We start from the raw sequence: 18,456 nt of genomic DNA on the forward strand, positions 1-18,456 counted from the left end.
CTCACCATCAAAAACACTAGGATTATGTTGAAACTAAAAAATTGGGCTGGAAAAGCCACACGGACAGGACTCTGCGCACTTGCACTGATCAGTGCAAACATGCTTTCAGCCAAGGAACCTCTTAAAATTGGCTACAGTGACTGGCCAGGATGGGTGGCATGGCAAATCGGTATCGATAAGGGCTGGTTTGAAGAAGAAGGTGTCGACGTGGAATTCCTGTGGATGGACTATGTGGCATCGATGGATGCCTATGTTGCTGGCCAGGTGGATGCTGTCACGATGACCAATGGGGATGCGCTGGTCACCGGTGGCACAGGTAAACCTTCCGTTGCGATTCTTATCAGCGATTACTCGAATGGTAACGATATGGTGGTGGCTGCACCTGGAATCGAAACTTTGGCGGACTTGAAAGGTAAGAAGATCGGCCTGGAAGAGGGCTTTGTGATTCACCTGCTATTGCTAAAGGGCGCTGAGATGGCGGGTATCGACCCTTCGGAATTTACCATCGTTAATACACCGACCAATGAGACACCACAAGTGCTGGCTTCGGGTGCCGTCGATGCGATCGGCGCATGGCAGCCAAATTCTGGACAAGCGCTCAAGACGGTTCCCGGGTCGAAGCCGGTGCTGACTTCGGCGGATGCTCCTGGTATCATTTATGATTTGTTATCCGTTGATCCTGAAAGTTTGGAAGCGCGTCGCGATGACTGGTCGAAGGTCGTGAAGGTTTGGTATCGTATCGCCGACTTTATCAAGGACGAAGAGAACATTGATGAAGCGCTCGAAATTCTTTCGAAGCGTGTCGCCATCTCTCCGGAAGAGTATGAGCCATTTCTTGAGGGCACATACATCCTATCCCTGGAGGAAGTGCTTCCTATCTGGAAAGAAGCCGAGGGCCTGGGGTCGGTCTATGGATCGACTAAGATTGCAGATGATTTCAATGTCGAGCAGGGCGTTTACGATGAGCCGCTCAACACCGTCCAATACCTAGACCCAAGCCTGACGCTGGAGTATGCTGAGTCGGTGAAGTAAGGCGGACTGGCTCTTTGCCAACTATTTTCAAAGGCGGGCCGAGATCCCGGCCCGCCTTTTTTCTACCTAATTGCTTTCCATCAGGCACTACGCTCAACCAAAATTACTGAATGAAGAATAGTTCCCAGTTTAAGGCACCCACCACTCCATGGTTTGCCGTGCGCAAAGAACTCAGCGCCAAACGCCGTTCACTACTGATTGCTGCATCTTTTATCCTTCCGATCTTACTTTGGAGTATCGTGAGTTATACGCCATTTATCTGGCATCCGGATATTAAGCTCGAGATTTCAGCGGACCGGGAGAATGTGACGACGGTCTTTACTGCCGGTAATCATCTGTCCAAGGAATATTTCCCAGGATTTGTCGAAGCTGTCGAAGCAGAGAATAGTGAAATCCTGGCAGCACGTGCCAGTGGTGAGTCGACGAATTCAGGCTTTCGTGCGCGGCGTGCAAATTTGAAAATCCTGCGACACATGGCGCCCGTGGCGATTGCTAATGGCTGGCTGACGCGCGAAGAAGCTGAGGACGACAGTCAACTGTATCAGGTCTGGCAAGGCGTGGCCGAAGGCTCGCTGGTCGGGACTAAGGTGAAGTTGAGCGATCAGAACATTGCGCTGATTAAACGAAATTGGGAGCTGCTGAGTGCCAAGAGCCCGACCTTTGTTTCGAAATCATTGCCGGAAACGCCACTGGAAAAATTGGTGCCTCAAGGACGTCCAGCGAATCCAGTCTATCTGCCCGCGCCGCATGAGGTGGTCATCCAGGGCTATCATGACTTCACTCAAGAAACGGATCCCGACAAGCCTAGCATGTGGCAGCGCTATAAGCACTCACTGCGCATTGTCTTTTTTGGATTTATGCTGTCGGCCTTTGTGGGGGTTCCTATGGGAATCCTTTGCGGCACTTTTGATTTCTTTTCGAAACTCTTTGAGCCATTTATTGATTTCTTCCGCTATATGCCGGCTCCCGCTTTTAGCACATTATTAGTGGCGGTCTTCCTTGCCCACGATGCGCCTAAGATCGCATTGGTTTTCTTAGGCACCTTTTTTCAAATGGTATTGGTGGTCTCAAATACCACGCGCCAACTGGATGCCTCTTTGATTGAAGCGGCTCAAACCTTGGGTGCGAAAACTTTTACCATGATTCGACGTGTTATCATTCCTGGTATCACGCCAAATCTTTATAACGATATGCGAATTCTACTTGGCTGGTCATGGACTTGGTTGGTGATCGCAGAATTGATCGGTGTGAAGAGTGGTCTGACGGAGTTTATCGAAACTCAGGGTCGCTGGCGTAACTTTGACAGTGTCTTCCCTATCATTATTATGATTGGGGTAACTGGATTCGTGACCGATCAAATTCTCGCATCCTTACGTAAATATTTTTTCCCGTGGACTCCCGAATCATCCGAAAAGAAACACGGCTTTATCGGTCGCTTTGTGCTCTGGATGCTAGATCGCAAGGTTTATGATACACCTAAGAATGGAAAGGCTTAAAGACGATGAGTGATATTATAGAACTACCCAGTTATAAAGAGCAGAGCGATTCTGTTCGCGCTCGTTTTGCGGATATTTATCAGCGTCCCATTAAGCTCGAAGTGAAGGATGTCAGTAAGAGCTTTAATACTGCCAAGGGGCAAATCGATGTATTGAGTCCGATCAGTTTCAATGTGCATCGTCGCGAGTTTATCTCTGTGATTGGTCCGTCGGGCTGTGGTAAGTCCACTTTGATCCGCATGCTGGCCGGCTTGGAAACTGTATCCGGTGGACAGTTCTTATTGGATGGAAAAGAAGCTTCCGGCCCCGGTGCAGATCGCGGTATGGTCTTTCAGGGCTACACTTTGTTCCCTTGGTTGACTGTTAAAAAGAACGTAATGTTTGGATTGGAAGTCAATGGACATTCTGGCACTGCAGTGGAACAAGAAGCGATGCAATGGATCGAATTGGTCGGGCTCGGGCATGCCGCAGAATCTTATCCGAGCCAACTTTCGGGCGGCATGAAGCAGCGGGTGGCCATTGCGCGGGCGCTGGCAAATCAGCCACAGATCTTGTTTATGGATGAGCCTTTCGGGGCTTTGGATCCGCACACGCGTTTACAGATGCAGTCGCACCTGTTGCAAATCTGGCACAACGTAGATGTCACAATCATGTTTGTGACACACGATTTAGATGAGGCGATTTATCTCTCCGATCGCATTCTGGTTTTGAAAGCCAACCCTGGTGAAATACAGGAGTTCATCGAAGTGCCGGTGCCACGTCCGCGCACGCCGGAACAAATGCTGAGTCCGGAGTTTCTCGCGACCAAGCAACGCCTGGAAGAGCTCATTCACCCGAAAGAGCATACCAGCACGCAAGATCTACCCATCGTTCGTATGACGAGTGTAAATGACAATGTTGAATAGATACTGCATCGAATCGCTGACCTGGCCCAAGGTGCAAGCTTTGCAAGCGGAGTGTCCGCTACTGGTCTTGCCGCTTGGAGCGACCGAACAGCATGGCCCGGCCCTGCCGATCAATACCGATACCGTGATCGCCGATGCGCTGTGTCGCGACGCCTGTCAACGTGCACAAGTCGCGATGGCTCCGGTCATCCCTTATACTTCGTCGGCAGCGCACACGGATAAGTGGCCAGGTACGTTTTCACAAACGCCGCTTAGCTTTATCCAAACACTGGTGCAATATGCAAAATGGGCGGAAGCGACAGGTTGGAAAAAACTCTACATCGTCAATGCCCATGCCGGCAATGACGCGCCCTTGCGGGTGGCTGTCGATCAGGTGCGCATTGAACTGATGGGCCGCCTGCAGATTGGTTTTCTCAACACCTTCTTTATCACACCCGAAATCGAGGCGCACTTTACCCAAGATGCCAAGGATCTGCACGCCAACAAGGGCGAATGTGATCTGATGCTACACCTCGCACCCGATACCGTCGACCTCGATGCGCTTGAAAGCGCCGATGATCCGGATCGCACCGAGGACTTGATTTTCAGCTACCCGGTATCGCAAACCAGTTTGACCGGTGGCACCGGCTATCCCTCTCGAGGCACGGCGGCAGATGGACAAATGCTCTTTGAGAAAATGTGCCTCGCAATCGCCGCCAAGCTAGAGCAAGCCAAACTCGAACAAGCGCCCTTAGCTGAATCAGAATGGGGCAGCGCACCTGATGGCTTTTATTCTTAATCAATAACAGCATGTGGCATATTTTTTGCATTATTCAGTAATACTTTTTGACTAATTCGTAATATTTACTAAACCAAAACATACAAACCAGATGGAAGAACTAAAAAACAAACTCAAAGCCCAAGGGGTTAAATATTGTGTCGGCGCTTACGTAGACATTCACGGCGTGCCAAAGGGTAAGTTCGTACCCATCGATCATTTCGAGCATTTTGCAGAAGGATCGGAGCTCTATACCGGCTATGCCCTCGACGGCTTAGGCCAGCGCCCAAATGACGACGAGATTGCCTCCTTACCGGACACCAATCACATCATCCAATTGCCATGGCAACCGGAAGTGGCATGGATGCCAGCAGACAACACTTTCAAGGGCGAGCCCTACGAGGTCAACACCCGCGTCGCACTGAAGAAGGTGCTGGCGCAGGCTGAAGCAATGGGCTTCACCGTAAATCTGGGCATCGAGTGCGAAGTCTACGTGGTCAAAGAAACGGAGAATGGCGGCATCGAAATCCCCGACCAAAACGATCATTTGGACAAGGTTTGCTACGATGTGAAACGCTTCATGGATCGTTTCACCTGGCTGGACAAGGTGTCCACCACGATTAATGACCTCGGCTGGGACCTTTACTCACTCGACCAGGAGGACGCGACTTCGCAATTCGAATTCGATTTCAAATACGCCGATGCGCTCACTATGTGTGACCGCTACATCTTCTTCCGCATGATGGCGAAGCAGTATGCCGCCGAAGAAGGTCTCTTGGCCACCTTCATGCCAAAGCCTTTCGCAGATAAGACCGGTAGTGGGGCTCACTTCAATCTATCGCTGGCCGATTCTAAAACAGGCGAAAACCTGTTTAAGGATGCCAACGATCCGCGCGGACTGGGCTTATCAGAGCTCGGTTATCAATTCAGCGCAGGCATCCTCAAGCACGGTCCGGCGCTGTGCGCGGCATTTGCACCAACGGTCAACAGCTACAAGCGTCTCGTGCGAAAGGGCCTGATGTCTTACTATTCATGGGCTCCCGTATTCAATTCATACGGCAGTAACAATCGCACCAATTCGCTGCGCGTGCCGATGGGCGGCGGACGCATCGAATCGCGCAATGCCGATGCGTCTTGTAATCCATACCTAGCCGCCACATTGATGCTGGCTGCAGGCTTACAAGGGATCCAAGAGAAATTAAATCCCGGCGAGGCTCAGGAGGAAAACCTCTACGAATTCACCCCAGAGCAGTTGGCCGAACGCGGGATCAGCGAACTGCCACGCTCGCTCGACGAGGCGGTGCATGCCTTTGCCTCCGATCCCTTTGTCGAAGAAGTGCTCGGCAGCACATTACGCGACGAATTCATTCGCTATAAGAGTGAAGAATGGCGTCAATATCACCAACGCGTCACAGACTGGGAAGTCGATCATTACGCGCGTCGGTTTTAGTTAAAAGAATTCTTCTCTCTTAATTCCTAATTCTTAATTCATTATGATACACTCAGAAAAACTCCACGGTGGCACGATGTGGTCGAAAGTGATCGGTCGTGGTAAAACACTCCGACTCACGGATATTGATGGCAAAGCCAATGTTGGCATGTTGCTCTACAATGCACTGGAAAAAGAGGAGCGGTATAACATGCCGGATACATTGAAGGGGCAGCATATCTTCTATCTGACCGCGCCCTTTTGTGTGCATTCCGACATGGGCCGTCTCTTTTGTTCCATCACTGCCGACACTGCTGGGTGGCATGATACAGTTTGCGGCTGTTCGGATGCCGCACTGGTGGCCAAGAAATATGGCAGCAAGCCTTATCAAGAAGCGCATAATGATTGCTATCGTGATGCGCAGCGTGCCTTTCTAATTGAACTGGCCAAGTGGGACATGGGTAAACGCGACTTGGTGCCAAACCTTAATTGGTTTTCCAAAGTCGTATCGGACGAAGCTGGCAAACTGAGCTATGTGCCGGGTGCATCCAAGCCAGGTAGCTACATCGACCTGCGCTTCGAAATGGATACACTGGTGGTGCTCAACACTTGTCAGCACCCCCTCGATCCAAATCCCGAATACGACCCAGGCGATGTGCAGTTAGAGGTGTTTAAATCTGAAGCGCCCACCGCAGACGATGCATGTTTTCAATCACGCCCGGAAAATCTCCGCGCTTTTGAAAACACTGAAACCTATCATAAACTTCGATTCTAATAAACCGTAGGGGCTTCACTTGTGAAGACCGCCGATCCCAAGCACCGAACCAACACGCAAACCACTGCGGTCTTCACAAGTGAAGCCCCTACAAGTTAATCATCATGTCCAATTTAACTGAAAGCACTCTCAATCCTGAAAAAGCTAGCTACCGCGAGGTGATTCCCGCCGGCGAATACTGGTTGCACGAAATCAAAAAAGGTCAGACGCTGCGCATCCTCGACATGGAGGGCAATCAAGCGGCCGACACCTTATTCTACGATGCCAAGGATCCGGAAAATCGCTATAGCGCCTCCGATACCATTCAACGTCAAGCGGCACTGTATTTAACCACCGGCACGAAGCTCATCTCGAGTCAGGGCGATGAGCTGTTAACGATTACCGCCGACACCTGCGGACGTCACGACACAGTCGGCGGCGCCTGCTCGCGCGAGAGTAATACGATGCGCTACGCGCACGACAAAGAGCACATGCACGCCTGCCGCGATAGCTTTATCTGCGGCATCCAACATTGGGGTCCCGATCTAGGGAAGCGTGACATCACTTGTAATATTAACTTTTTCATGAATGTGCCCGTCACACCTGAAGGAAAGCTCACATTCGAAGACGGCATTTCCGCTCCAGGTCGATACGTCGAAATGAAGGCAGAGCGCGATGTGATGTGCCTGATCTCGAACTGCCCACAGCTGAATAACCCATGTAACGGATACAACCCGACCCCCGTCGAAGTGATCATCTGGGATCAGTAAAAATTGTATTTGTAGGGGCGCCACTTGTGACGCCCGCCGAGAACCTGAACCGAACCAACAACACTGCGGGCGTCACAAGTGAAGCCCCTACAGAAAAATGTTCCAAAAAGTCCTGATAGCCAACCGCGGCGAAATCGCTTGCCGTATCATTCGCACACTCAACGAGCTCAAAGTGGCTTCCGTCGCGATCTACTCCGACGCGGATTGTGATGCGCCACACGTATCCATGGCCACGGAGAGTTATCGCATCGGCCCACCAGCCGTGAGCGAAAGCTATCTACAAGCGGATAAGATTCTGGAGATCGCGAAACAAAGCGGGGCTGAGGCGATTCACCCTGGCTATGGTCTACTGAGTGAGAACGCAGACTTCGCCGCCGCCTGCGAGGCCGCAGGGCTGGCCTTTATTGGACCCACCGCAGCGAGCATGTTGGCTTTTGGACTCAAGCATGAGGCTCGCCGCTTGGCGCAAGAGAATGCCGTGCCGCTCTTGCCAGGCAGCCCTTTGCTGAAGAGCTTGGAAGAAGCCAAACCACTCGCGCTGGAGATTGGCTACCCCGTCATGTTAAAGAGCACCGCCGGTGGTGGTGGGATCGGCATGCAGATTTGCGCGGACGAATCGGAACTGGTCGAAGCCTACGATCGAGTGGAGCGTTTGAGCCAAAGTCACTTCGGGCAAGGTGGCATCTTTCTTGAGAAATTCGTGGTGCATGCGCGTCACCTGGAAGTGCAAATCTTTGGCGACGGACACGGCCACGTGGTCTCACTGGGCGTGCGCGATTGCTCGACCCAGCGTCGCAATCAAAAAGTGATTGAAGAAACACCACCAGCCAATGTACCGGAATCGGTGATCGATGGTTTGCAGCAGGCTGCCTTGCAACTAGCAAAAGCAGCCAGCTATCGCTCTGCGGGCACGGTGGAATTTATCTACGACAATGATAGCCACCAATACTACTTCCTCGAGGTCAATACACGGCTACAAGTAGAGCACGGTGTCACCGAACTGGTCACGGGCGTCGATTTAGTTAGTTGGATGGTGCAACTCGCTGCAGGCGATATGAGCCTCTCCGAAGAGTCGAACATTGTGCCACAGCAGGGCCACGCCATTCAGACCCGTCTCTATGCCGAAGACCCGAACAAAGACTTTCAACCTTCGAGTGGACTGCTCACCCAAGTGGTCTTCCCCGAGGATGTGCGCTGCGATCACTGGCTCACTTCGGGCACCGAGGTCAGCCCATATTACGATCCCCTGTTGGCAAAGCTACAGGTGTATGCGGAAGACCGTCCGCAAGCAGTGGCTGCGATTAAGGAGGCGCTCGATCAAACACGCCTGGATGGCATCGAAACTAACTTAAACTACCTGCGTTCGGTGGTGGATGCAGAGGTCTTTATCAAGGGCGAAGTCGTGACAAAGACTCTGGCCTCGCATGTGTATCAACCACGCAGTTTTGAAATCCTACGCTCTGGAACCATGACCACAGTGCAGGATTTTCCCGGTCGGGTGGGCTATTGGGAAGTCGGCGTGCCACCTTCGGGGCCGATGGATAGTTTGGCTTTTCGCTTGGGGAATCGCTTGCTGGGCAATGATTTTGATGCCGCGGGCCTTGAGATCACTGCCAATGGGCCACGTATCCAATTTAACACTACCTGCACAGTTGTGCTTACAGGTGCAGCGATGGAGACGCAGCTGGATGGCGAATCCGTCGATTTCTATAAGCCTTTTGAAGTGCCAGCCGGCTCCATCTTGGATATCGGCAAGACAACCGGTGCCGGCGTGCGCAGTTATCTTAGTATTCTAGGAGGGATCGATGTGCCGAAGTATTTGGGCAGTCGCTCGACATTTACCCTTGGCCAGTTTGGCGGTCATGGTGGCCGTGCTTTACGACTGGGCGATGTTCTCTATATCGGTGCAGAGCCTGAAGATGCATCGATCACAACTTTCGCAGACGAGGCCGCGGTCCCTCGCCTCTCCAATGTTTGGGACATCGCCGTCTTGTATGGCCCCCATGGGGCCCCCGAGTTCTTCACGCCAAAGGATATTGAAACCTTCTTTGAAAATGAATGGGAAGTGCACTACAACTCCGCGCGCACAGGTGTGCGGTTGATTGGCCCCAAGCCAGAGTGGGCGCGCACCGACGGTGGCGAAGCGGGACTGCACCCTTCCAATATTCACGACAATGCTTACGCCATCGGCGCGATCGACTTTACCGGCGACATGCCCGTGATCTTAGGGCCCGATGGCCCCAGCCTGGGTGGCTTTGTGTGCCCCGCTACAATCATCCAATCCGAGCGCTGGAAAATGGGGCAGCTTAAACCGGGCGACAAGGTGCGCTTCTGCTGCGTCACTCGTGAAGAAGCGGAGCACTTGCGCAGTGTGCATGAGGAAAGCATCCTGACGCTGGAGACAGACTTCTCCGTGCCGAATTCCCCGCGCATCCCTGCCCCGCAAGAGGCGATTTTACACGACGAGGGCGAAGGTGCCGATCGCATAGTCATCCGCCAGGCCGGCGATGCTTACATACTCGCGGAAGTGGGCCCGATGGCACTCGATTTCAAATTACGCTTCCACATTCACGTGCTCTACGAGGCCTTGAAGAAAGAGACCTTTGAGGCGGTGCAAGACATCACTCCTGGCATCCGCTCCTTGCAGGTGCATTTCGATCCTGCCAAGGTCAGCGCAGAATCGGTGGCCGCGTGGATTGCTTTGGTCAATGCAAAGTTGCCACCACTGGAAAATGTGACAGTGCCCTCGCGTGTGGTGCATCTGCCACTCTCCTGGGATTCACCTTCCACCAAAAAGGCGATCGACATCTATATGCAGTCCGTGCGCCCCGACGCACCATGGTGCCCGGATAATATAGAATTCATTCGTCGTATCAATGGATTGGATACACGAGAAGACGTTTACAATGTAGTCTTCAACGCTCGCTACGTAGTGCTGGGACTCGGCGACGTCTACCTCGGCGCACCCGTTGCGACGCCACTGGACCCACGCCATCGCTTAGTCACGACTAAATACAATCCCGCCCGCACATGGACTCCAGAAAATGCCGTCGGCATCGGGGGCGCTTACATGTGCATCTACGGCATGGAAGGCCCCGGCGGGTATCAGTTTGTTGGCCGCACAGTGCAGATGTGGAATCGCTACCGCAGCACTGCTTCTTTCGAACCAGGCAAACCTTGGTTGCTACGCTTCTTTGATCAGATCCGTTACTATCCTGTCAGCGAGGATGAGCTGAATCAAATGCGGAAGGACTTTCCGCACGGCCGTTTCGAGCCAAAGATAGAAGATGGCGAATTCAGCCTAGCTGATTATCAGGCCTACCTAGCTGAGAACGATGACAGCATTCGTGAATTTAAGACCAAGCAACAAGCCGCATTTGAAGATGAGCGCGCCCGCTGGAAAGCTGCCGGACTGGATTCCTTCGTGGAAGAAGAAGTCATGCAAGCAGAAGACGATACCGCTGGCTTGCCCGCAGGCGCAGAGCCAGTAGAAAGCCCTGTGGCTGGAAGTGTTTGGAAGATACTCTTAGAGGAAGGAGCGACAGTCGCCGTCGGTGATACCATCGCGGTCTTGGAATCCATGAAGATGGAAATCAAACTCGAAGCCCCGATTGCTGGCACTTTATGTGCTATTCTCTGTAAAGAAGGCCAAGCCGTTCAGCCAGGGCAATCACTCTTTGGTATCACGCCTAATGACTAATTTACAATTATAACGTAGGGGCTTCATTTATGAAGACCGCATCTGATCAGTCCTTGGCACGGCGGTCTTCACAAGTGAAGCCCCTACGATTTTTACCATGAATATTTCCTTAGACATACAGAACCTTACTACACTCTACGCATCGGGTGAATTGAGCCCACGTGAGCTGTGTGAAGCTTTGCAAAAGCAGGCGGATCGGGTGGACAATCCTAAGATTTGGATTCATCGCTTAAGCCCTGAAGAATTAGAGCCTTACCTACTGCGCTTGGAATCTGAGGATCCGGCCTCGCAGCCGCTCTATGGCATTCCGTTTGCAATTAAGGACAATATCGACTTAGCCGGCGTGCCCACGACGGCAGCCTGCGCGGCCTACGCCTACACCCCAGAGAAGTCATCACCTGTAGTGGAAAAACTCATACAAGCAGGCGCGATCCCAATCGGTAAAACCAACTTGGATCAATTCGCGACGGGCTTAGTTGGTGTGCGCAGCCCATACGGCGTGCCACGCAATCCACTCGCGCCAGATCGCGTGCCCGGTGGCTCCAGTTCGGGCTCGGCAGTGGCGCTATCGGAGAGCTTAGTCAGTTTCTCGCTCGGCACAGACACCGCGGGCTCCGGACGTGTGCCCGCCGCCTTCAATAAACTCTGGGGTGTCAAGCCCAGCAAGGGACGGCTCAGCACCAGTGGCGTCGTGCCCGCCTGCCGCACCTTGGATTGCGTTTCGATCTTTGCGCTGAACGCAGCAGACTCACAAGCCGTACTAAAAGTAGCCGAAGGCTTTGATAGCAGCGATGCCTACTCATTGCCCACAGCAGACCAATCCCTGCCCGTATCCAAAAAGATCGGCGTGCCGAAGCCCGAGCAATTAATGTTCTTCGGCGATGCGGGTTATGAAGCCGCATGGAGCCTAGCCCTACTGGAGCTCGAATCGAAAGGCTGGGAAATTGAAACCATCGATTTTGAGCCCTTCTTGCAGGCCGCCCGTTTATTGTACGAAGGCCCCTGGGTCTCTGAGCGCACTGCTGTGCTACAAGATTTCCTCGCATCCAATGCCGATGACTTCTTTCCGGCCACTCATAGCATCATAGCTGGCGGCTTAAACAACACTGCCTGCGACGCCTTTTCGGCCAGCTATAAACTGGCAGCACTGCGGCGCGAAAGTGAATCCGTCTGGCAGGGGCTGGCCGCAATCGTCACGCCCACCGCAGGCGGTTTTCCCACATTAGCGGACTTAGCAGCCGACCCGATCGGACCAAATTCGCAGCTTGGTTACTACACCAACTTCATGAATCTGCTGGACCTCTGCGCCGTGGCCACCCCCGCCGGCGAAACAGAAAGCGGCCTGCCCTTTGGCATCACATGGATCGCACCGCGCGACACAGACAAGGCCTTGATCGAGATTGCCGATAAAGGTCCGCGTGCACTAGAGGCCGATAATGACACACTGCCCATTCTCCTCTTCGGTGCACACATGCAGGGCTTGCCCTTGAATTCGCAAATTTTGGAGTTGGGTGGAAAATTCGTGGCTCAGGTCGATACGGCCGCTCAGTATAAAATGATTTATTTGCCCGAGCCCGCCCCGCATCGTCCTGGTATCATACGAGTCGGTGAAGGCGGTTCTTCCATCGCTGCCGAAGAGTGGCGCTTACCGAAGGCTTCGTTGGGCGCTTTGTTATCCAGCATTCAGCAACCACTTGGACTGGGGCAAATTGAACTCAGCGATGGTCGCAAGGTGCACGGCTTCTTATGTGAAGCGGCGGTAGCCCAATCCGCTCAGGACATTTCAGCCACAGGCGGTTGGCGCGGGTTCTTGGCGCAGGCTTAGGGCGTTTCCTTATACCCATTCGAAAAAAGTTTGGTCCTAATAGATATGTCTTTTGTAACCTCGGTTCTCGGAACCGGGGCAATGCCGATCGTCCCCGACTGTGTCCTACATAGCCGAAGGCGACGCATGGAAACAAAGTTTCGAGGCTACGCAAAGGCCAAGCTTATAGATCATATATTCTTAGAAGTGGTATTAGTCCAGCCCCTGTATCTCGTCGGCGTAGTCCTAAATTTGGCAGTCGGCTAAGGCTCGGCTTCTTAAGCCGTTAATTTACATTAATTTACGTAACTATGGCCAGTCGCAAAACTGGCGAATTAAAATACCTCTCGTTTCTTAAACGCATAATTATCAGTGGTTTGTGTCTTTATAATTAACGAAAATTTACGTAATTAACGGTTCAACTCATTTATTTAGGGTAATTAATCGTGTTCGCTCAGATTGATTATATCGAATGCCTCAAGCACTGAAAAATCACGAGCATTTGTGGTCAATAAGGTTCGCGCTCCATGTTGATAGTAAACTGAGGCGATACGTGTGTCGTTGATTCGTTTGCGTCCAAGACGATGCTCTAGCATCCAGTTGAGATGGTTGATACTCAGAATGTTCTAGCACGGTATGCGCGATTAAAACGGCGTATCAATGCCGACTAGGGTTGCTTGTGCCTTTTTGTATCTTTTTTTTCGAGATAGAGATCCATCGCCTCGCGTGGCAGTTCGGCTGTCTTACGATCTTGGCGGCGCTGGCTGAACTAAAAAGTAGGAATTTCAAATCCTCTGTGTCAGTTGGAATACGGGCAAGAGAGTTATCAACCAAACAACGCGCTGTGTGAGCCAGTGCGGACAAGGATCAACTCGGTTTCAGTTATTTGGTAGATCAAAAGCCAATCGGGCGAGATATGGCATTCACGATGATCGGCATAATCTCCGATCAATAAATGATCTATGTAGTGTTCTGCTAGCGGCTCTCCGGTCGCAAGTATATCGATCAAAATTGCGAGTTTAGAGAGGTCTTTACCTGATGATTTAAGCTTTTTGTAATCTTTGCGGAAAGAACGCTTGTCCTTAATCTCTAACATTCGTCTTCGGCTTCAATGGAAGCAAATAATTCGTCAGCGCTCTTAAATGAACGACCTTCTGCAACCGGCTCACGCATAGCTGCAAGCGTCTCCGCGTTAGGCTGATGGCTCAAAAACTCCACGATCTTCCCTTTCTCATCTTCGGGTAAGCGTGAAATCTCTTCGATTATTTCTGCTGCGTTCATATTGATAAGTATCGTTTAGATTTTAGAACTTTCAAGCTCGGAGATTTAGAGCGTTTCTCAAAAGTAATGAGGTAAATCGTATGATGAAATGAATAAATCTAAATGAACCGCCTCGTGTCCAAAAGCGCTGAAGCGCTCACTCTTACCTGAGGATATACAGTCTAAGGTAAGAGTGACGGCTTTAGCCCAATGTCTTTAAGGATTGGTGACTTCTATAGTTTTGACAACTCGTTTTGACTGGGCAACTTTAGTTTTTGGCCAGTCTTTTGTGGGTTGTCGTAGGGTTCTGGGGCAAGTTCTAGGTCTTCGTTTTTTAATAACGGCATCATATATAAGATCATCTAAGAGTCGCTGTATCCACTGAGCCAGCGCTTGCGGGGTGATCAAGTCTGCACCGACTTGCAGTAGCTCGCACAGTGCGGCTGTCTTGTGCAAAACCTTGGCAAAGCTGATGCGCAAGGGCTCAACGCCTGCGGCAGAAGCGACGCTTTGGCGCTGCTTGGCGATCAGCGCGGCCGCTAAGAGCATCGCGAGCACTTCTTGGGCTGCGGTTTGCGGAGTGAGTGCGTCAAGTAGTTCTCCGCGGGCGTGCAGGTGGCTTTTGAGTTCTCGGAAGAATAACTCTTCCTCCCAGCGTGCGGCGTAAAGGGCGATCAGTTCTGTGGCTGGGCTGGTGGTGTCATCGAGCAGACTCGTCCACAAGCGTATTTGAAGACACGAACGGTGACCATTCTGGTCTTCATAGCAGACTCGACCATAGATCTCACGTAGTTCGAGTACCCCCACCTTCTTGCGTGTGGATGGATCAACCGCTTTGACTTCGACTAGCCATGAACCATCCGCGAGTTGCCGCGTGCGCTTGGCTTTGAGATTAGACTTTATCCGAACCAGAACGTAACTGTGTGTGCGCCGGAGCATTGACCAGAGTCCCCAGATCAGCGAAGGATAACCGAACAGTCGGTCGGCTAAAAGCAGACTGCGCTCGGGCAGATCCTGAGCCGCAAACAGTTGCCGCGCGAGTGTCAACTCGCCCTCGCCTTGCCAGCCTAAACGGGTGCCCAAAGGTTGGTGCATACCCAATTCCACCAGGACAACTGCCAGCAAATGCGCGAAAGCAGGTTCACCGCTACCGCGGTTGCAAGCCACTTTTGAAGCCTGTTCATTAATGGTTCCGGTATTACGTAAATTGAAACGAGTCCCGTCGATGGCCACCAACCGATATGCATGATAAAAGGCCTGCACATCTCGCTCACGGTCGGCTAACGGACGTAGCGCGATAGGCAGTATCTCTTCGATCAGCTTCTCGCCAATCGACAAGGCCCGCTGGCTGAGCGCGCTGTCCGAGATGCGCACTCCGGATACGCCTTGGTATTAGACGAGAAAGTACCCGAACGTGCCAACTCATGGTAGACCCTGGACATCAACCATTCCCAGCCATTTAACTTGGCTTGGCCACCACCGCGAGGACCGTGCTGCGCGAAAATCAGAGCGCAACTCTCACGGCTAAATAGCTCCTCAAAGGCAGCTGGAAAATTAGAAAACAACGGGAAACACAAGGAGGTGGATGCGCTCATTCATACAAAAGAAGCAATCGTCCTAATACGAGTCTTAAATGATTGCGCTAACTAAAATCCAATCCTTAAAGGCATTGGGCTTTAGCCGTTAAGCATATTCTAAATTCTTATGTTGTAGTATAAGCGCAAAGACTTTTGAGAAATGCTATAACCTCTCCTTAGCCGACGATAAGCAGTCGAATGAAAGGCAGATTTTAAACATTATGGAGTTTCTTGTGATTGCTTAGGTTTCTGGAACGGCTGTTAGAAATTTAGTCCAGCCCCATTACCTCGTCGGCGAAATCTTCCATCATCTCAAAGGCACGCTTGGCGGTGCGTTTGTCGTAGCGTGAGCCATCTGACTGAGCTTCTGGATTGGTGAATGAGTGTACGGCGCCGCTAAATTGAACCAGTGTCCAATCGTCGACTTCATTGCTTTTCATGGCTTCGATAAAAGTTTGCACATCTGCTTGTGGCACGTAGGGATCGTCTGCGCCGTGGAGCACTAGGGCTGGGATTTTGATTTGCTGAGTGTCAGCTGCCAAGGTGGGCGATTTGAGGTCTCCGTGAAAAGATACGACGCCTTGAATCGACTTGGTGCCGGTGCGCGCAAGCTCCAGCACCGTGCCGCCGCCAAAGCAGAAACCAATGGCGATTGTCTTGTTTGGGTCGATCGGCTGCTGTCGTGCGAGTGCGTGGAAGACATCGACCGCTTTTTGGGCACGCGCTCGCATGAGTGCTCGATCGGAGCGCAAGGCGCCTGCGGCCTTGCCGGCTTCGGATGCGTTACTAGGGCGTACGCCGACGCCATACATGTCGGCGACAAAAACGGCAAAATCATCGCCAGCGATCATACGTGCTTTGGTGTAGGCGTTCTCACTGGGCCCCATCCAGTTGGGAATCATGAGAATGCCCGGCAGTGGCTCGTCCTGATCTGCGTCATCATCGTAGATTAAGGTGCCTTCAAATTCTACACCATCGAGCTGGTAAGGAATCGTCTTTTGCACCGTATCAGCGCTGGCATAATTTGTGATCGAGGCGGCGAGAAGTAGGAGGAGGGCGTGTAGTTTCATAGCCCTGCACGATGAGGACTTTGTGGTTAAATGCAAAAAATCCGCTCGGTTTCCCGAGCGGATTTTGAAAATTACCACTCATGTACAAAAGCGCTGAAGCGCTCACTCTTACCTTAGGAGATACCTCAGGAGATCGAGTCTAAGGTAAGCGATCCGGCTTTTAGCCGTTAATCAGATTTTAAACGCTTAGTAAACGTTGGTCGTTTCCTGACTGATGATGGGATCGTTTAGGAAGTCGGCGCTGAAGTTCATGACTGCGCGACCAGGGCCAATGTTCGCACCTTCAGCAGTGATGCTGAGGTTGGTGTCCTTGCCAGGCTCCAATGTCGTGCGTGGGAAGGTGACGGTTTGACCATTGATCGTGCCTTGGGCGTCGCCCGCGACGGCGGTAGGCTTGATCTTGTCGTTGAAGGTGACAGTTACGGTGCCGCTGACAGGCTCGAACTCACCTTGGTTGCGCACTTGGATGCTGTAAACTGTGGTTTCGCGCACACGAACCGGGTCTTTGCTGTCGGTGATCGAAACAGTCACACCAGGAACAGCGAGCCAGTTTGTGGTGACGCTATCGGAGGCCTCCAGGCCGTTGGCGCTGACCACTTTGACGGTATTGGTGGATTCGCCCTTACGGGTCGCTGCAATCTCGGTGCGAATTAATTGGCTAGAACCGGCGGGGAGGTTGGGAATCATCCAACCGATGGCATTGCCAGAAACACGGCCACGGCCGTTGTCGGCGACAGAGGCTCCCTTGGGCAGAATATCGGTGATGCGGACATTCTTAAGGTCGGTGTCGCCGGTGTTTTCAATCGTGATGTTGAAGACTTCAGGCTTGAAGACATAGGCTTCGGAAGGGCCGGCCTTACGGACACGGATGCCAGACTGCACGACTGCGATTGGAGAGCTCGCGACTTGGCTTTGACCTGGGCCGCCGGTTTGGCCGCCGTCATAGCTGGCGACGGCACGATTGCTGAAGTTGCCCTGTTTCACGGCTTTTGCGGTATAAGTGACGCTCTTAGTCTCACCTGGGGCGAGGTTGCCAATTGGCTGGCGCAAGTTGCTGGTAGGCGTAAAGGCGTCGGGCAGAGTGTCGGTCACCACGACATTGGTCGCTTCGGCCGAGCCGTTATTAGTGACAGTGACGGTCCAGCTCGCTTCTTCGCCCAGTTCGATGCTTTGTGGGCCCTTTTTTACGACATCCAATTTGGGCTGGCCAGCGAAGAAGTCCAAGCAGAAGGCATTGTCCACGGTAACGGTGGAGCATATCTGGTGGTTACCTTCGGTGGTTGGTTTGACAGTGATGTCGATATCCTGACTTTGTCCTTTACGCATGGAAGGGAAGTTCCAATTGGCATTGCTGCCAGCGAGCGAGGCTGCCGGGTTGGCCGATTGAAATTGGACGCCCGCAGGAATGGTTTCGGTCAGGCGGACATTGTTTACATCATCAAGAGCATTGATCGTAATGCGGTATTTAAGAGATCCGCCGACAGAAGCAGCTTCGAGCACACGCTTGGTGACTTTGATTTGATTGGTGCGCATAATCACGTCCGAGCCGCGGCTGGGCGTGGCAGGAATGGCCTGCCGAGGAGGAGACACGACAGGATTGCTAGCGTTATTCGCCGCCGGAGCCTTGTTATCGGCGCCTTGCCATTGAATTTGCGTGGAAGCCGGCTGAGCAGGAGCGGTGTAACCACGATCTATTTGGGTCGGGGCAGTTTGACAGCCAGTAAAGGCGAGCGCGAATAGGCTCAATGTCGCGAATAAAATGGAGCTGAGTCGTTTCATATATTCTCAGTTCTAACGGATCGCGAGCTCATGTAAAGAAATCGCTGCACTCGCGGGATTTGCATGATTTTAAAATAAGGGACAGGTCTTTATTAGTTTAATAGAGTTATATTTCGCAGATAT

General features: G+C 52.2%; 14 protein-coding genes. 9 read left to right on the top strand and 5 right to left on the bottom strand.

Annotated features, from left to right (window positions below):
- Nucleotides 1-24 precede the first annotated feature (24 nt).
- The 9 genes from SH580_RS11715 to atzF all read left to right on the top strand — a co-directional run bounded on the left by SH580_RS11715 (nucleotide 25) and on the right by atzF (nucleotide 12,668).
- Entirely contained in the window at nucleotides 25-1,032 is a 1,008-nt protein-coding gene (locus SH580_RS11715; protein ID WP_308951814.1) for an ABC transporter substrate-binding protein, read from the top strand.
- Nucleotides 1,033-1,142: 110 nt separating this feature from the next.
- Nucleotides 1,143-2,528, top strand: coding sequence for an ABC transporter permease (locus SH580_RS11720; protein ID WP_319831062.1), 1,386 nt, complete (start codon nucleotides 1,143-1,145; stop codon nucleotides 2,526-2,528).
- Between the two features lie 5 nt (nucleotides 2,529-2,533).
- Nucleotides 2,534-3,433: an ABC transporter ATP-binding protein gene (locus SH580_RS11725; protein WP_319831063.1), complete on the top strand. Its 900-nt coding sequence runs from the start codon at nucleotides 2,534-2,536 to the stop codon at nucleotides 3,431-3,433.
- Complete coding sequence (locus SH580_RS11730) at nucleotides 3,423-4,211, top strand: creatininase family protein (RefSeq protein WP_308986496.1); 789 nt, start codon at nucleotides 3,423-3,425, stop codon at nucleotides 4,209-4,211. Before SH580_RS11725 ends, SH580_RS11730 begins: the two co-directional genes overlap by 11 nt.
- Nucleotides 4,212-4,302: 91 nt before the next feature.
- Nucleotides 4,303-5,640 carry a type III glutamate--ammonia ligase gene (gene glnT / locus SH580_RS11735; protein WP_308986497.1) on the top strand — a complete coding sequence of 446 codons (1,338 nt, stop codon included), beginning with the start codon at nucleotides 4,303-4,305 and terminating at the stop codon, nucleotides 5,638-5,640.
- Between the two features lie 43 nt (nucleotides 5,641-5,683).
- Nucleotides 5,684-6,394 (top strand): urea amidolyase associated protein UAAP1, encoded by a 711-nt coding sequence (locus tag SH580_RS11740; protein WP_319831064.1) that lies wholly within the window; start codon nucleotides 5,684-5,686, stop codon nucleotides 6,392-6,394.
- Nucleotides 6,395-6,498: 104 nt separating this feature from the next.
- A complete protein-coding gene (locus SH580_RS11745) occupies nucleotides 6,499-7,143 on the top strand; it encodes an urea amidolyase associated protein UAAP2 (protein ID WP_308986499.1) in 645 nt (214 codons plus the stop codon).
- Nucleotides 7,144-7,240: 97 nt separating this feature from the next.
- Entirely contained in the window at nucleotides 7,241-10,843 is a 3,603-nt protein-coding gene (gene uca, locus SH580_RS11750; RefSeq protein ID WP_319831065.1) for an urea carboxylase, read from the top strand.
- Nucleotides 10,844-10,940: 97 nt separating this feature from the next.
- Complete coding sequence (gene atzF / locus SH580_RS11755) at nucleotides 10,941-12,668, top strand: allophanate hydrolase (RefSeq protein WP_319831066.1); 1,728 nt, start codon at nucleotides 10,941-10,943, stop codon at nucleotides 12,666-12,668.
- Nucleotides 12,669-13,473: 805 nt separating this feature from the next.
- On the opposite strand, the gene SH580_RS11760 is transcribed toward atzF, so the two are convergent.
- From SH580_RS11760 to SH580_RS11780, 5 genes are all read right to left on the bottom strand, one after another.
- The gene (locus SH580_RS11760) at nucleotides 13,474-13,743 is read right to left on the bottom strand and encodes a type II toxin-antitoxin system YafQ family toxin (protein ID WP_308986789.1); all 270 of its coding nucleotides are present in this window, start codon (nucleotides 13,741-13,743) and stop codon (nucleotides 13,474-13,476) included.
- Nucleotides 13,737-13,928 carry a hypothetical protein gene (locus SH580_RS11765; RefSeq protein ID WP_308986790.1) on the bottom strand — a complete coding sequence of 64 codons (192 nt, stop codon included), beginning with the start codon at nucleotides 13,926-13,928 and terminating at the stop codon, nucleotides 13,737-13,739. The genes SH580_RS11760 and SH580_RS11765 overlap by 7 nt, the downstream gene beginning before the upstream one ends.
- Nucleotides 13,929-14,123: 195 nt before the next feature.
- Entirely contained in the window at nucleotides 14,124-15,281 is a 1,158-nt protein-coding gene (locus SH580_RS11770) for an IS4 family transposase (RefSeq protein WP_319831067.1), read from the bottom strand.
- Nucleotides 15,282-15,753: 472 nt separating this feature from the next.
- A complete protein-coding gene (locus SH580_RS11775; RefSeq protein WP_319831068.1) occupies nucleotides 15,754-16,554 on the bottom strand; it encodes a dienelactone hydrolase family protein in 801 nt (266 codons plus the stop codon).
- Nucleotides 16,555-16,740: 186 nt separating this feature from the next.
- Complete coding sequence (locus tag SH580_RS11780; RefSeq protein WP_319831069.1) at nucleotides 16,741-18,333, bottom strand: CARDB domain-containing protein; 1,593 nt, start codon at nucleotides 18,331-18,333, stop codon at nucleotides 16,741-16,743.
- Between the last annotated feature and the right edge of the window lie 123 nt (nucleotides 18,334-18,456).

The sequence above is a fragment of the Coraliomargarita algicola genome, assembly GCF_033878955.1.
Classification (GTDB): Bacteria; Verrucomicrobiota; Verrucomicrobiia; order Opitutales; family Coraliomargaritaceae; genus Thalassobacterium; species Thalassobacterium algicola.

Coding starts and splice junctions, on each gene's coding strand:
- SH580_RS11730 (WP_308986496.1), top strand. CDS start 3,423: ATGTTGAATAGATACTGCATCGAATCGCTGACCTGGCCCAAGGTGCAA.
- SH580_RS11780 (WP_319831069.1), bottom strand. CDS start 18,333: ATGAAACGACTCAGCTCCATTTTATTCGCGACATTGAGCCTATTCGCG.
- atzF (WP_319831066.1), top strand. CDS start 10,941: ATGAATATTTCCTTAGACATACAGAACCTTACTACACTCTACGCATCG.
- SH580_RS11725 (WP_319831063.1), top strand. CDS start 2,534: ATGAGTGATATTATAGAACTACCCAGTTATAAAGAGCAGAGCGATTCT.
- SH580_RS11745 (WP_308986499.1), top strand. CDS start 6,499: ATGTCCAATTTAACTGAAAGCACTCTCAATCCTGAAAAAGCTAGCTAC.
- SH580_RS11715 (WP_308951814.1), top strand. CDS start 25: ATGTTGAAACTAAAAAATTGGGCTGGAAAAGCCACACGGACAGGACTC.
- SH580_RS11775 (WP_319831068.1), bottom strand. CDS start 16,554: ATGAAACTACACGCCCTCCTCCTACTTCTCGCCGCCTCGATCACAAAT.
- SH580_RS11720 (WP_319831062.1), top strand. CDS start 1,143: ATGAAGAATAGTTCCCAGTTTAAGGCACCCACCACTCCATGGTTTGCC.
- SH580_RS11740 (WP_319831064.1), top strand. CDS start 5,684: ATGATACACTCAGAAAAACTCCACGGTGGCACGATGTGGTCGAAAGTG.
- SH580_RS11765 (WP_308986790.1), bottom strand. CDS start 13,928: ATGAACGCAGCAGAAATAATCGAAGAGATTTCACGCTTACCCGAAGAT.
- glnT (WP_308986497.1), top strand. CDS start 4,303: ATGGAAGAACTAAAAAACAAACTCAAAGCCCAAGGGGTTAAATATTGT.
- uca (WP_319831065.1), top strand. CDS start 7,241: ATGTTCCAAAAAGTCCTGATAGCCAACCGCGGCGAAATCGCTTGCCGT.
- SH580_RS11760 (WP_308986789.1), bottom strand. CDS start 13,743: ATGTTAGAGATTAAGGACAAGCGTTCTTTCCGCAAAGATTACAAAAAG.